The sequence below is a fragment of the Streptomyces sp. NPDC059850 genome (assembly GCF_042731515.1).
GTDB lineage: Bacteria > Actinomycetota > Actinomycetes > Streptomycetales > Streptomycetaceae > Streptomyces.
In genome coordinates, this window is sequence record NZ_JBHWJI010000028.1 from 79,454 (window position 1) to 92,792 (window position 13,339).

The window sequence follows — 13,339 nt, forward strand, 5'->3', positions numbered from 1 at the left end:
GTGTCCTGTCAGGCGTGGGCGAGACCGTACGCGGGCGGGGCGCGCAGCGCCTGACGGGTCGGCAACTCGACGCTGAGGAACGCGACGCCCGCCACCACCACCGCGACGACCGGCGCCAGCCACGGCGGACCCGCGGGCCACGGGCGGTGCAGAAAACCGGCCGACAGCAGCGCCAGGGGGATGACGGACAGCACCAGCCCGGTGACGAGCGCCAGGGCGGCCATCAGCCCCGCCTCGCGCCGCATCATCGCCCGGATCTGGCGCGGTGTGGCGCCGATCAGCCGGAGCGTGGCGAGTTCGCCGCGCCGCTGGGTCGTGGTGGCGATCAGCTTGTTGGCGATCCCCAGCAGCAGGTAGCCGAGCAGCACGGCGAGCACCGCGACATTGATCCACAACTCGGGCGCGGTGCCGCCCACACCCCCGAGCCGCGGCCCGGAACGGTCGTCGTCCAGCGCCAGGCCCGGCCGCGCCGCGGCCAGCGCGGCGACCTGGCGGCGGGCCTCCTCGCCGCCGTCGGTACGGATCAGAACGCTCTGGTCGAGCCCCGTCGTGGTGTGTCCGGCGGCCAGGTCCCTGGAGAGCACCACGGGGCCGAAGCCGAGGCCGCGCGCGTACGTGGCCACCACCCGGGCGGTGACCCGGGCGCCGTCGCCGAGCACCAGCTCCACCTCGCTGCCCACCGGAGCGTCGCGCGATGTGGCGGCGTCGGTGGAGACGGCGACGGTGGCACCGGTGAGCCCCGCCAGGCTCCCATCGCGTACGTCCAGGTCGAGGACGTCCGGCGCCTGCGGGGTCAGCACCAGCGCGGAACTGCTCTCGATCTCGGGTTCCCCCAGCATCCGGTACGGCCACAGGACGGTGGTCGAGGTGACCGGGGCCGCCGCCCGTACGCCGGGAGTGTCCCGCAGCGCGGGAACCACATCGCCGGGCACGCCGCCGAGCCCGGGCGCGCTCATCCCGAGCTGCGCGCGGGTGGCGTCGCGGAGGTCACCGGAGGTGGCCGCCATCACCGTGGTCTGGGTCAGGGTGTAGGTGAGCGTGAACACCACGGCCATCGCGAGGGTGCTGATGGCCGCGGCGGAACGCAGCGCGTAGCCATGGCTGTTGGCCACGGCCAGCCAGGTCGGTGCCGAGGCCTTCGGGGGAAGCTTCCGCGCCAGCAGCCGCCCGACGCCGCCGACCAGGGCGGGACCGGCCAGCGCGAGCCCGATCGCCGCGACGAGACCCGCCACGGCGGTGGCCGCCGCCCCGGCCTGCGACCGGACCAGCAGCGGAGTGGCCGAGGCCCCGGTGCCCACGGCGATCATCGCCAGACCGGCCTGGGCGCGCGCCTTCGAGGGGGTACGGGGTTCGCTGCGCGACTCGGCGACCGCCTCGGTGGCCGGTCTGCGCGACGTACGCCACGCGGCGCACCGGGCCGCCACCCACACGACGCCGACCAGCAGCAGCACGGCCGCGGCCGCCGGAAGCGGGCTGAAGGTCAGCGGCAGCGCGTCCGGCAGCATCCCGTTCGAGACCAGCAGTTCGCGGAACCGTTCGGCCAGCGGATAGCCGAGGGCGGCACCGGGCAGGGCCGCGACGACCGCGATGATGGCGGCCTGGGATCCGGCGAGCTGACGGATCTGGCGCGGAGTCGCGCCGACGGCACGCATCAGGGCGAGTTCCCGCCGCTGGGCCGCGATCGACACCGAGAGCGCGCCGCCCACGATGAATCCGACGACTAGCAGGGTGATCCCGGCCAGCGACCCCGCCAGCAGGGGCAGCAGGGAGCGGGCGGCGGCCGTGCCGGGCGCCTCGGCGTCACCCCGGGCCACCCCGGTGGACACGGTCAGCCCATCTTCCCCGACCAGGCGGCGGACCTCGGTGGCGACCGAGCCACCGGCGCCCGGTTCGGCACGTACCGCGATCAGATCGACGGAGTCGGCGGCGGGGCGGGGGCCGTAGCCGGTCAGCCGCGCCGCCGTGGCGTCGGCGAACCAGAGGCCGCTTTCGGAGGTGTCCACCACGGCCGCGACCCGGTAGCGGGCCGAGCGCCCGGCGGCGGCCACCGTGACCCGGTCGCCGGGCCGTGCGCCCGCGGCCGCGGCGGTACGGCGGTCCAGGGCCACGTCGTACGGACCGGCCGGGGGCGTGCCGGTGATCCGGGCCCGCTCCAGCAGGGCGGTCGAGGACCATCCGTGTCCGGTGGCCGCCGGATCGTCCGCCGGTACGGGCCCGCCGTCCCGGGTGACCACCACGGCGGGGAAGCTCCGGTCGCCGACCGCGTCGGCCACACCGGGCAGTTCCGCCACCCGGTCGACGAGACCGGCCGGCACCCTGGCCCGTTCCGGCAGCGCGATCGGCAGGTCTCCGTCCGGGCGGAAGGTCTGGCGGCCGGACACGACGACATCGGCACCGGCGAGCCGTTCCACCGGCGCGTGCGAACGCCATCCCGACTCGGCCAGCACACCGATACCGGTGATCATCGCCGCGCCGCCCAGCGTCGCGCACGTGACGGCCAGCAGCGCGGCGATCCTGCGGCGCACCATGTGCCACGCGAGGTACAGCATCGTCACTCCGTTTCCAGCGTGGTCACGCAGTGGGCCAGCTCGGCCGCGGTGGGCGCCTTCAGCGTCTCCACGACCCGCCCGTCGGCCATGACCATCGCCAGGTCCGCCCGCGCGGCGGCGGCCGGGTCGTGGGTGACCATGACCACCGTCTGGCCGAGGCCGTCCACCAGGTCGCGCAGCAGCGCGAGCACCTCACGGGCGGTCCGCAGATCCAGCGCGCCCGTCGGCTCGTCGGCGAACACCACGGCGGGCCGGGACACCAACGCCCGTGCGATCGTGGCACGTTGCTGCTGACCGCCGGAGAGTTCGGCCGCGCGGTGTGCGAGCCGGTCCGCGATGCCGACCCGCTCGATCAGCTCGCTCACCCACGCCCGGTCGGGTTTCTCACCGGCCAGTCGCAGCGGCAGCATGATGTTGTCCTCGATGGTCAGCGACGGCACCAGGTTGTAGGACTGGAAGACGAAGCCCACGGAGCGTCGGCGCAGCTCGGTGCGGCGGGCCTCGTCCAGCCCGCCGATCTCCGTACCGTCGATGAAGGCACGTCCATCGGTCGGCGAGTCGAGACCGGCGGCGCAGTGCATCAGGGTGCTCTTGCCGGAGCCCGAGGGCCCCATCACGGCGACGAACGTGCCGCGTTCCACGGTCAGCGACACCTCGTCCAGGGCGCGGACACCGCCGGGGTACGTCTTGCTGACCCCGGCCAGCTCCACCGCCGGTGCGGGACGGTGCATCAAGTACTCCTGGTTCTGGGTGCGGTTGAGGCTCATGACCGCCGCCGCTGTCGGCGGTGGTGGGCGACGAGTGCGACGGCGCACGCCAGGGTGGCCAGGCCGAAGCCGATGCCGACGAACACACTGAGGCCCCCGATGGACGACGTCACCATGTTGGCGACCGCGAACACCACCAGCAGCAGCCACAGCACGGGACGGACGAACCCGGCCCCGTCCCGCCCGGGTTCCGGCCGTAGTGGCTCCGGGGCCGCGAAACCGCGGTAGGGGTCCGTCACGTAAAGCTCCTCGTACGTCGGGGCGTTGGGCACACACCGACGCTACGAACCGCCGCCGCCACCGGCGATCCGGCCAGCGGGAGACCCGGGGTACAGCAGGCTGTACCTCTCCCCGGGACGAGGTGACGGCGGCTCGCGGAGTGCCTTATCGTCCAGGTCCAGGAGGTGGGGATGGACACGCACAGGGCCACGCGGGCCGACGCCACGGGGCCCGACCCCACGCGGGCTGATGCCCCCGGGCCCACCCGCCCGTGGGACGTGTTCGCCCGTGGCCGGACCGTTCTGGACGCCTTCGACCAGCTCGCGGGCGGTCTCGCCACCGCGATGCTGGCCCTGGTCATGCTGGTGTGGCTGACCGCCACCGCCCTCGCGTGCCTCGTCGGGGTGGGGCTGCCGCTGGTGCCCGTCACCCTGCGCGGGCTGCGTGCCGTGGCCAACCGGGAGCGCGCCCGGCTGTCCCGGTGGGGCCCGGACATCATCGCCCCCGAGCCGGGCCCGCAGCGGCTGTGGGCCGCCGTCGCGGACCCCGTCGTCCGGCGGGAGGCGCGCTGGCTGGTCTGCCACGCCACCGCCGGACTGTCGCTCGCGCTCACCGGCCTCACGCTGCCGTTCTCCGCGGTCACCGACGCCACGTTCCCGCTGTGGTGGCGGCTGGTGCCACCGGAGGACGCCTCCCCGTCCCCCGTGCCGCTGTGGACCGTGCACGACTGGCCCGGCGCCTTCGCGGTCTGCCTGCTGGGCCTCGGCTGGATCGCCGTCATCGCGGGTGTGGCACCGGGCATGGCGTGGCTCCAGGCCTGGCCGGGGCGCCGGTTGCTCCCGGCCGCCCCGGGCACCGACCTCACCCTGCGCGTCGCCCAGCTCACGGCCACCCGGGCCGCCGCGCTGGACGCGCACGCCACCGAACTGCGGCGGATCGAGCGGTCGCTGCACGACGGGACGCAGAACCGCATGGTCGCCGTCACCGTCCTGCTCGGCGCGGCCCGCCGCGCCGTGGCCCGCGACCCGTCCCGCGCCGACGCCATCCTCGAACAGGCCCAGAGCGCCGCCGAGCAGGCCCTCGCCGAACTCCGCGGCGTCGTCCGCAGCATCCTGCCGCCCGTGCTGGCCGACCGGAGCCTGACCGACGCGCTCACCGGCCTGGCCGCCGACTCCCCGGTGCCCTGCCGGATCGACGCCGACGTACCCGGCCGGTGCGCCGCGTCCGTCGAGGCCACCGCCTACTTCGTGGCCGCCGAGGCGCTCACCAACGTGGCCCGGCACAGCCACGCCCACAACGCCACTATCACCGTCCGCCGCCACGACGGCCGACTGCGCCTGTGCGTCACCGACGACGGCCTCGGGGGAGCGGACGAGCACGGCGGCTCCGGGCTCGTCGGCATCCGCCGCCGCACCGAAGCACACGACGGGACACTCGTCCTCACCAGCCCACCCGGTGGGCCCACGACCCTGGAGGTAGACCTGCCATGCGGATTGTGATCGCCGAGGACGATCCGCTGCTGCGCGAAGGGCTCGCCCTGCTGCTGCGCGCGGAAGCGCTCGACGTCGTGGCCGCCACCGGCACCCCCGACGGCTTCCTGAAGGCCGTCGAGGCCCACGCCCCCGATGTCGCCATCGTGGACGTCCGGATGCCGCCGACCCACACCGACGAGGGCATCGTCGCGGCCGTGGAGGCCCGGCGCCGCCGCCCTGACCTGGCCGTCCTCGTGCTGTCCGCCTACGTCGAGCAGGCCTTCGCCACCGATCTGCTCGCCGAGGGCAGCGCCCGGCTCGGCTATCTGCTCAAGGAACGGGTCGGCCGCGTCGAGGAGTTCCTGACCGCGCTGCACCGGGTGGCGGACGGCGGCACCGCCATCGATCCCGAGGTCGTCGCGCAGCTCTTCGCCCGCACCCGGCCCGACACCCGGCTGGACCGGCTCAGCCCGCGCGAACGCGACGTCCTGGCCCTGATGGCCGAAGGGCTCGGCAACACGGCCGTCGCCGAGCGGCTCGTCGTCACCGAGGGCGCCGTCCACAAGCACATCCGTAACATCTTCGCCAAGCTCGGGCTGGCCCCCACCGACCGCACCGACCGGCGCGTGGCCGCCGTGCTGCACTACCTGGAGGACGCCCACCGCCGCGTCTGACGACCGCGTGTTGTGGGCAGCGTTCCCTCCGACGGCCGTCGAAGAGATCGGAAGGTTCGTATGAGTGGCACGCAGCCGAGTGACACGCACCGGTCGCGGCAGTGGTACGAGGGTGAGACCCGCGACGCGTTCATCCACCGCGCCTGGATGCGGCGAGGTCTCCCCGACCACGCCTTCGACGGACGCCCGCAGATCGTCATCTGCAACACCTGGTCCGAACTCACGCCCTGCAACAGCCACTTCCGTGAGATCGCCGACCATGTGAAACGGGGCGTGTGGGAGTCCGGCGGGGTGCCGCTGGAGCTTCCGGTGCCCTCGCTCGGGGAGACCCTGCTGCGCCCGACCGCGATGTTCTTCCGCGACCTGGCCGCGATGGTGACCGAGGAACTCATCCGGGCCAACCCCGTCGACGGGGTGATCCTGCTCGGCGGCTGCGACAAGACCGTACCGTCCCTGCTGCTGGGCGCCGCGTCGGTCGACCTGCCCACCCTGATGGTCACCGGCGGCCCCATGCTGAACGGCTCGTGGCAGGGGCGCCCGCTGGGCTGCGGCACCGGGGTGTGGGAGCTGAGCGAGGAGGTGCGGGCCGGGCGGATGGAGCGCTCGGAGCTGCGCCGGGCCGAGTCGGCGATGATCCGCAGCCGGGGACACTGCAACACCATGGGCACGGCGTCCACGATGGCGTGTGCCGCCGAGGCGCTGGGCATGACCCTGCCCGGCAACGCGGGTCTCCCGGCCCCCGACAGCCGTCTGCTGGAGCTGTCCCACGCGGCGGGCAACCGCATCGTCGACATGGTGCGCGAGGATCTGCGGCCCAGCGCCATCCTGACGGCGGAGGCACTGCGGAACGCGGTGCGCGCGGTGGCCGCCATCGGCGGCTCGACCAACGCGGTCGTCCATCTGCTGGCGCTCGCCCGGCGGGTCGGGGCGGACTTCGCACTGGACGATATCGACCGCGCGGGCCGTGGCATCCCCCTGCTCGCCGACGTGCAGCCCGCGGGCTCGCACCTCATGGAGGACTTCCACCGCGCCGGTGGCCTGGACGCCGTCCTCGGCGAGATCAAGGACCACCTGGAACCGGCCCTCACCGTCTCCGGCCGCCCCCTCACCGAGCAGGTGTCCGGCCACTCCAGCGCCGATCTCACCGTCATCCGCACCGCACAGGACCCGATCGCCCACCATGCCGGGCTCGCCGTGCTGCGCGGCAACCTCTGTCCCGACGGAGCCGTCATCAAACCCGCCGCCGCGACACCGGAGCTGCTGCGCCACCGGGGCCGCGCCGTGGTGTTCGACGGCATCGAGGACTTCCGTACCCGGATAGACGACCCGGACCTGGAGGTCGACGCGTCCGATGTGCTGGTCCTGCGCGGCTGCGGGCCACGCGGCTACCCCGGCATGCCCGAGGTGGGGAACATGCCCCTGCCGCCCGCGCTGCTGCGGGCCGGAGTGCGGGACATGGTGCGGATCAGCGACGCCCGCATGAGCGGAACCGCGTTCGGCACCGTCGTCCTGCACATCGCGCCCGAGTCGGCGGCGGGCGGCCCGCTGGGCCTTGTGCGGTCCGGCGACTGGATCGAGCTGGACACCGAGCGGCGGGTGCTGCGGCTGGACGTACCGGACGAGGAACTCGCCGCCCGGCAACCGGTCACCGCCGCCGCGCCACCGGCCACCAGCGGCTGGGAGCAGATCTACCGCGACCACGTCGAACAGGCCGACCGTGGCGCCGGACTGGACTTCCTCAGCGGCACCCGCGGATCGTTCGTCGCCCGCGAATCGCACTGAGGTGATGCCCACAGCGGGGTCACAGGAACATCCCACGTTCCGGAAAGGTTCGCCCTCTAGCCTCTGTCCATGCCCACGACGCGTTCCATGGACGAGGCACTGGCGCAGACCGCCGTACGAGCCCTGATCTCCCAGGCGGAACTGACCCCCAAACCGGGCCTCGCGGACACCCGCGACCTCCAGGCCCGCGCCACCGGCGCCGATCTGCTCGCGCTGCGCTGGGCGGCCAAGGCGCTGGCGCCCGGGTTCACGGCCATGGCCGCCGCCGCCCGCCGCCCCGGCGAGCCGACGCGCGCGCTCCGTGAGGAGCTGGGCGCCATCGGCCGCTGCGCCGAGTGGACCATGGCGCGGGCCGATGGCGGCACGGCCGGTGGCCCCACCGGTTCGGCCACCGGTCGACTGCACCATGGGGCGCTGTGGGTCCTGGGGCTGCTGGTGGCGGCCGCCGCCCTGACCCCCGGCGCCACACCCCACGACGTGACCGCCACCGCCCGGCAGCTCGCGACCCACACCGACCGGGGCGCCCCGCGCAGGCCGTCGGCGGGCTCGCAGGTGTCCGCCACCTACGGGGCGGCGGGCGCGCGCGGCGAGGCGCGGGCCGCCTTCCCGCATGTGCGCCGCGCCCTGGACGTCCTGTCCCGGACCCGTGCGGCGGGCGCCACCGAGACCGAGGCCCGGCTCGACGCGCTGCTCACCGTGATGAGCACCCTCCAGGACACCGGGCCGCTGTACCAGGCGGGGCCGCCCGCCCTCCGCCGGGTGCAGGACGGGGCGCGCGGGGTGCTGGAGGCGGGCGGCACCGCGACGGCCCCGGGCGCCGCCGCCCTCGCCACCCTCGACGCCGAGCTGCGCGGGGCGGGCATCGCGCCCCGGGGAAGCGCAGCGGTGCTGGCGGGGGCGCTGTTCCTGGACGCGCTCCCGCCAGTGGCCCGCTAGCTGCCCGGTGGCGGCCCACACCCCCTGGGGCGGGGCCACGTGGCGAGAGGTTAGGGTGGGCCCGCTCCACCGGACACGGGGTGCCCCCACGCGGGGGCTGAGATCACACCCGTCGAACCTGAACCAGTTAGCACTGGCGGAGGGATGTCATCGATGCCATTGCCGCATGCTGCCACCGAACCGGCGCCCACCGGCGCCGAATCCGTCTTCGACGGGCGGATGCCCACCGCGCCCGGCGATCTGCGCGTCGAGGCGCGCGGTATCGCGCCGGTTCCGGAAAGCCACCGCTACGGCGGGCCGGGGCGCCTGTTCACCGTGTGGTTCGCCCCGAACCTGACCATGACCGGCGTGTTCACCGGCACCGTCGGCATCGGCCTCGGCCTGGACTTCGCCACCGCGCTGGCCGCCGTCGTCCTGGGCACCCTCATCGGCGCCGTACCCACCGCGTATCTGGGCACCTGGGGCAGTCTGACCGGAGCCGGGCAGCTGCCCCTGGCGCGGCTGGCGTTCGGCCGTGCCGTCAGCGTGCCCGGTGTCCTGCAGTGGCTGTCGTCGATCGCCTGGGACGCGCTGATCGGCCTGTTCGGCGGTGACGCGCTGGCCCGGCTGTGCGGGCTGCCGTTCTGGCTCGGCGTGCTGCTCATGATGGCCGCGCAGGGGGCCCTCGGAGTGCTGGGCTACGAGGCCGTCCACCGGATGCAGAAGCTGATGACCTTCGTCCTCGCCGCCGCGTTCACCGCCCTGGCCGTCAAGCTGCTCGCCGGTGTCCACCCCGCCACCAGCGGCTCGGCCCATGGCGCCGACCGCCTCGGCGCGTTCGTCCTGACCAGCACGATCGCCCTGAGCCTGGCGCTGTCGTGGGCGCCGTACGCCAGCGACTTCAGCCGCTATCTGCCCCGCGCCACCTCCCGGACGCGGATGTTCTGGTGCACGCTGCTCGGTGTCACCGTGTCCTTCGTGGCGGTCCAGGCGCTCGGGCTGTGGGGGGCCTCCGTCTTCACCGACCAGACCGCCCGTGGCGTGGACGAGGCGCTGGGCGGCGGGGCGCTCGGCGCGTTCGGGCTGCTGGCCGTGGCGCTGGCCGCGCTGTGCAGCAACGCCATGAACGACTACAGCGGCTCACTCGCCCTGCAGACCGCAGGCGTCCGCATCCCCCGCCCGCTGGCCGCCGCCCTCGCGGCCGTGCTCGGCTTTCCGCTGGTGCTGTGGATGCACGCCGCCGACACCACCGCCCGCTTCCAGAACGTGCTGTTGTTCGTCGGCTACTGGATCCCCGGATTCGTCGCGGTCGTGGCCGTCGACTGGTTCGTCCGTGCCCGCGCCCGTGGCGGCGCGCCCGTCGACCTGGCCGCCGAGAGCGCCCGCCCGCAGCCGTGGTGGCCCGCACTGCTGGCGTTCGGCACCGCGTTCGCCGCCGCGGTGCCGTTCATGGACACCAGCCTGTACACCGGCCCGGTGGCGGCCGCGCTGCACGGCGCCGACCTCGCGTACTACGCCGCCTTCCTCGCGGCGCTCCTCGTCTACACCCCGCTCAGGATGCGCCGCCGTACGGTTCGCTGAGGCGCGCTTCGTCGGCGAAAGCGGCCCATATCCGCACGTCACACGGCATCCGGCCACCGAGTCCCACGGTATGCGTGGCACCCTGGGCTTTTCGACCAACCGCACCACCGAGGAGAAGTGCCACGTGCCGCAGAACCAGCCAGCGGAGTCCATCGCCGCCCCGGCGGTGCTCGCCGAGGAACGCAGACTCCACAAGGACCTCGGCTTCTGGGGCCTGACCGCGATCGGGTTCTCCAACATCCTCGGCTCCGGCTGGCTGTTCGCGGCCCTGTACGCCGCCCAGACCGCCGGGCCCGCCGCGCTGCTCTCCTGGATCGCGGCGGGAGCGCTGTGCGCCCTGATCGCGCTGGTCATGGTGGAGCTGGGCGCCACCCGCCCGGAGGGTGGCGGCACCGTGCGGTGGCCGCTGTACGCGAGCGGGCGGCTGGTCGGCACGATGGTCGGCTGGTCCGTCGTGCTGTCCGTCGGCGGTACGGCCGCCGAGATCAGCGCGATCATGCAGTACGCCGCGCACTATCTGCCGGGGATCTACGACGGCGGCAGGCTCACCCTCCCGGGCCTCGGCGTGGCCGTCGTGCTGAGCGTCGTGCTCACCGCGCTCAACTGGTTCGCGGTGAGGATATTCGCCCGGCTCAACAACCTGGTGTCGGTGTTCAAGGTCGTCGTGCCCGTGGTCACCATCATCGCGCTGTTCCTGTCGGGCACCCACTCCGGGCGCCTCACGGAACACGGCGGCTTCGCCCCGTACGGCTACGCGGCCTGCCTCACCGCCCTCGCCGGTGGCGGCATCGTGTACTCCGTCAACGGGTTCCAGGCCCCGCTGGACTTCTCCGGTGAGGCCCGCAATCCGCGCCGTTCCGTACCGGCCGCGGTGCTCACCGGGATCGGCCTCGCGGTGCTGGTCTACCTCGGGCTCCAGTTGGCGTTCCTGTACACCGTGCCGGACTCGGCACTGGCCCACGGCTGGCAGGGCGTCAACTTCGAGTCGCCGTTCGGGCAGCTCGCCCTCATCCTCAATCTGCACTGGCTGGCCACGCTGCTCTACGCGGACGCCGTGATCTCTCCGGGCGGCTCCGCCTACGTCGGGGTGGCGGTCAACGCCCGGCACACCTACGCCCTGGCCAAGAACGGCCTGCTGCCCCGCTTCTTCATGCGCATCGACCCCGGCTCCGGCGTGGCACACCGGGCGCTGCTGTTCAACCTCGCGGTCATCGTCGTCTTCATGCTGCCGTTCGGTGGCTGGCAGGACATCGTGAGCGTGATGGGCGATATGTATCTGCTCATCTACGGGGCCTCTGCGGTGGCCGTCGCGGTGTTCCGGGCCCACGACCGGGAGCGGGGAGTGCCCCGGATGGACGGGCAGGTGCCGGGGGTGCGCTGGATCGCCCCGCTCAGCTTCGTGGTGGCCAGCGAGTTCGTGTTCTGGTCCGGCTGGCACGATCTGCGGCTCGCGCTGCCCCTCGTGCTGGTCGGGGTCCCGCTGTTCCTGCTCCAGCGGCGTGGCACCGAAGGACTCCCCGCCCTTGGCGAGCTGCGGCACGGCGCCTGGCTGGTCTTCCACCTGGCCGCGCTGACCCTGCTGTCATGGCTCGGCACCTTCGGCGGTTCCGGCCATCTTCCGGCGCCGTACGACACGATCGCGGTGGGCGCCCTCGCGTTCGGCGTGTTCGCGTGGGCGGTGCGCTCGGGCGCCGCCCACCTCAGGTCGGGGCCTGCCGAGGCGGCACCCTCGGCCCCGCCGGTCTGAGGTCCCGCTGCGCGCTGCCGGAAATCGCCTGGCGTGGTGGTGCTGCTTCGTCGGATGATCGCAGCACCACCGGCCGTGTACGACCCACCGCATACGGAGGATGAGACGCGATGAGTGCTCGGAGTGCGCGACCCCTGTCCGAGAGCACACCCGCCGCGCAGGGAGTGGACGCGCGCGGCGTCGGCGCGTTCGTGGACGCGCTGGAGGCGGCGCCCGGCATCGAGCCGCACAGCCTGATGATCGTGCGCCACGGCCATGTGGCCGCCTCCGGCTGGTGGGCGCCGTACAGTCCGGACCGGCCGCATCTGCTGTACTCGATCAGCAAGAGTTTCACCTCGACGGCGGCCGGATTCGCGGTGGCCGAGGGGCTGATGAGCCTCGACGACACGGTGCTCTCCCACTTCCCCGAGTTCGACGGCGACATCACCGACCCGCGCAGCCGTGCCATGCTCGTCCGGCATGTGGCGTCCATGGCCAGCGGGCATCTGGCCGAGACCCGGGAGCAGGCGTTCTCCCGTGACCCGGACGAGCCCGTGCGCGGGTTCCTGCTGACCCCGCCCGACCGCGACCCCGGTACCGTCTTCGCCTACAACCAGCCCGCCACGTACAGCCTCGCCGCGATCGTCCAGCGGGTGACCGGGCAGTCGCTCATCGACTACTTGCGGCCACGGCTGTTCGACCCGCTGGGGATCGCCGAGACGGCCTGGATCCAGCGCCCGCCCGGCCGCGATCTCGGGTTCAGCGGCATGTTCGCCACCACGGACGCCCTCGCCCGTCTTGGCCTGCTCTACCTCGGCAACGGGGTCTGGGAGGGCCGCCAGCTGCTGCCCGCCTCCTGGGTGGCCGAGGCGACCCGGGCGCACATCACCAACGCGGACGGCACCGCCGAGGGCGCGCTGTCCGACTGGCAGCAGGGATACGGGTTCCAGTTCTGGCGGTCCCGCCACGGCTACCGGGGCGACGGGGCGTACGGGCAGTTCTGCCTGGTGCTGCCCGAATACGACGCGGTGATCGCCATGACCGCGGACACCGTGGAGATGCAGGCGGTGCTGGACCTCGTATGGCGCCACCTGCTCCCGGCGTTCGGTCCGGCGCCGCTCGACGGCCGCGAGGACGAGGACGCGGCGCTGCGGCGGCGGCTCGACGGGCTCCAACTGCCGCCGTCGTACGAGAAGTTCAGCTCGGAAGCCTCATCGGTGGCCGGGGCCACGACCTTCACCCCGGCGGGCGGCACCTGCGCGGACCAGCCCACGCTGGCGGAGGTGACGGTCGCCGCCGACGGCGACGGCGCCTGGACCCTCTCCTTGGCGGAGGGCGTGTCCCGGCTCGATGTGCGGCTCACCCCGGAGTGGACGGTCGAGGAGGGCACGGACGGGCGGGTCCCCACGGCGGCGAGCGGCGGCTGGACCGATCCGGACACCTTCGTGGCCGACATCGCGTTCCTGGAGACCCCGCACCACCTCGACGTGACCTGCTCGCGGGCCGACCGGACCTTCACCGCGCGGTGGCGCACGACGCCGCTGCACTCGGCGCTGCTCCCTGCGATGGGAGTGCCCCGCCGCGCCCGGGGGTGACCCGGCAACCAATGGCGGCTCGGTGGCGACTGTCGCATGGACGGTTCCACCGAGCTGAG

Annotated in this window: 10 protein-coding genes and 1 riboswitch; of the genes, 7 read left to right on the plus strand and 3 right to left on the minus strand. The window is 73.8% G+C overall.

Translation table 11 applies throughout. The features are described 5' to 3' along the window. Nucleotides 1-8 precede the first annotated feature (8 nt). The 3 genes from ACFV9T_RS23490 to ACFV9T_RS23500 are packed head-to-tail and all read right to left on the minus strand — an operon-like array spanning nt 9 to nt 3,555. A complete protein-coding gene (locus ACFV9T_RS23490) occupies nt 9-2,549 on the minus strand; it encodes an FtsX-like permease family protein (protein WP_385443496.1) in 2,541 nt (846 codons plus the stop codon). A 2-nt stretch (nt 2,550-2,551) separates the two neighbouring features. Beyond that, entirely contained in the window at nt 2,552-3,316 is a 765-nt protein-coding gene (locus ACFV9T_RS23495; RefSeq protein WP_385443498.1) for an ABC transporter ATP-binding protein, read from the minus strand. Then, nucleotides 3,313-3,555 carry a hypothetical protein gene (locus ACFV9T_RS23500; RefSeq protein WP_385443499.1) on the minus strand — a complete coding sequence of 81 codons (243 nt, stop codon included), beginning with the start codon at nt 3,553-3,555 and terminating at the stop codon, nt 3,313-3,315. The genes ACFV9T_RS23495 and ACFV9T_RS23500 overlap by 4 nt, the downstream gene beginning before the upstream one ends. A gap of 171 nt (nt 3,556-3,726) precedes the next feature. On the opposite strand from ACFV9T_RS23500, the gene ACFV9T_RS23505 reads away from it, so the two are divergent. The 7 genes from ACFV9T_RS23505 (at nt 3,727) to ACFV9T_RS23535 (ending at nt 13,280) form a co-directional block, all read left to right on the plus strand. Then, nucleotides 3,727-5,034 (plus strand): sensor histidine kinase, encoded by a 1,308-nt coding sequence (locus ACFV9T_RS23505; protein WP_385443502.1) that lies wholly within the window; start codon nt 3,727-3,729, stop codon nt 5,032-5,034. Then, a complete protein-coding gene (locus tag ACFV9T_RS23510; RefSeq protein ID WP_385443504.1) occupies nt 5,022-5,681 on the plus strand; it encodes a response regulator in 660 nt (219 codons plus the stop codon). The genes ACFV9T_RS23505 and ACFV9T_RS23510 overlap by 13 nt, the downstream gene beginning before the upstream one ends. Before the next feature lie 60 nt (nt 5,682-5,741). Next, nucleotides 5,742-7,463, plus strand: coding sequence for an IlvD/Edd family dehydratase (locus tag ACFV9T_RS23515; protein ID WP_385443505.1), 1,722 nt, complete (start codon nt 5,742-5,744; stop codon nt 7,461-7,463). 69 nt (nt 7,464-7,532) lie between these two features. After that, the gene (locus tag ACFV9T_RS23520; RefSeq protein ID WP_385443506.1) at nt 7,533-8,399 is read left to right on the plus strand and encodes a triphosphoribosyl-dephospho-CoA synthase; all 867 of its coding nucleotides are present in this window, start codon (nt 7,533-7,535) and stop codon (nt 8,397-8,399) included. Between the two features lie 66 nt (nt 8,400-8,465). Next, a riboswitch (TPP riboswitch) is annotated at nt 8,466-8,561 on the plus strand. Beyond that, a complete protein-coding gene (locus tag ACFV9T_RS23525; RefSeq protein ID WP_385443509.1) occupies nt 8,553-9,959 on the plus strand; it encodes a purine-cytosine permease family protein in 1,407 nt (468 codons plus the stop codon). (Overlaps the previous riboswitch by 9 nt.) A gap of 70 nt (nt 9,960-10,029) precedes the next feature. Then, on the plus strand, nt 10,030-11,706 hold the full coding sequence (locus ACFV9T_RS23530; protein ID WP_385443511.1) for an APC family permease: 1,677 nt from the start codon (nt 10,030-10,032) through the stop codon (nt 11,704-11,706). A 110-nt stretch (nt 11,707-11,816) separates the two neighbouring features. Continuing rightward, on the plus strand, nt 11,817-13,280 hold the full coding sequence (locus ACFV9T_RS23535; protein ID WP_385443513.1) for a serine hydrolase domain-containing protein: 1,464 nt from the start codon (nt 11,817-11,819) through the stop codon (nt 13,278-13,280). Nucleotides 13,281-13,339: the final 59 nt, after the last annotated feature.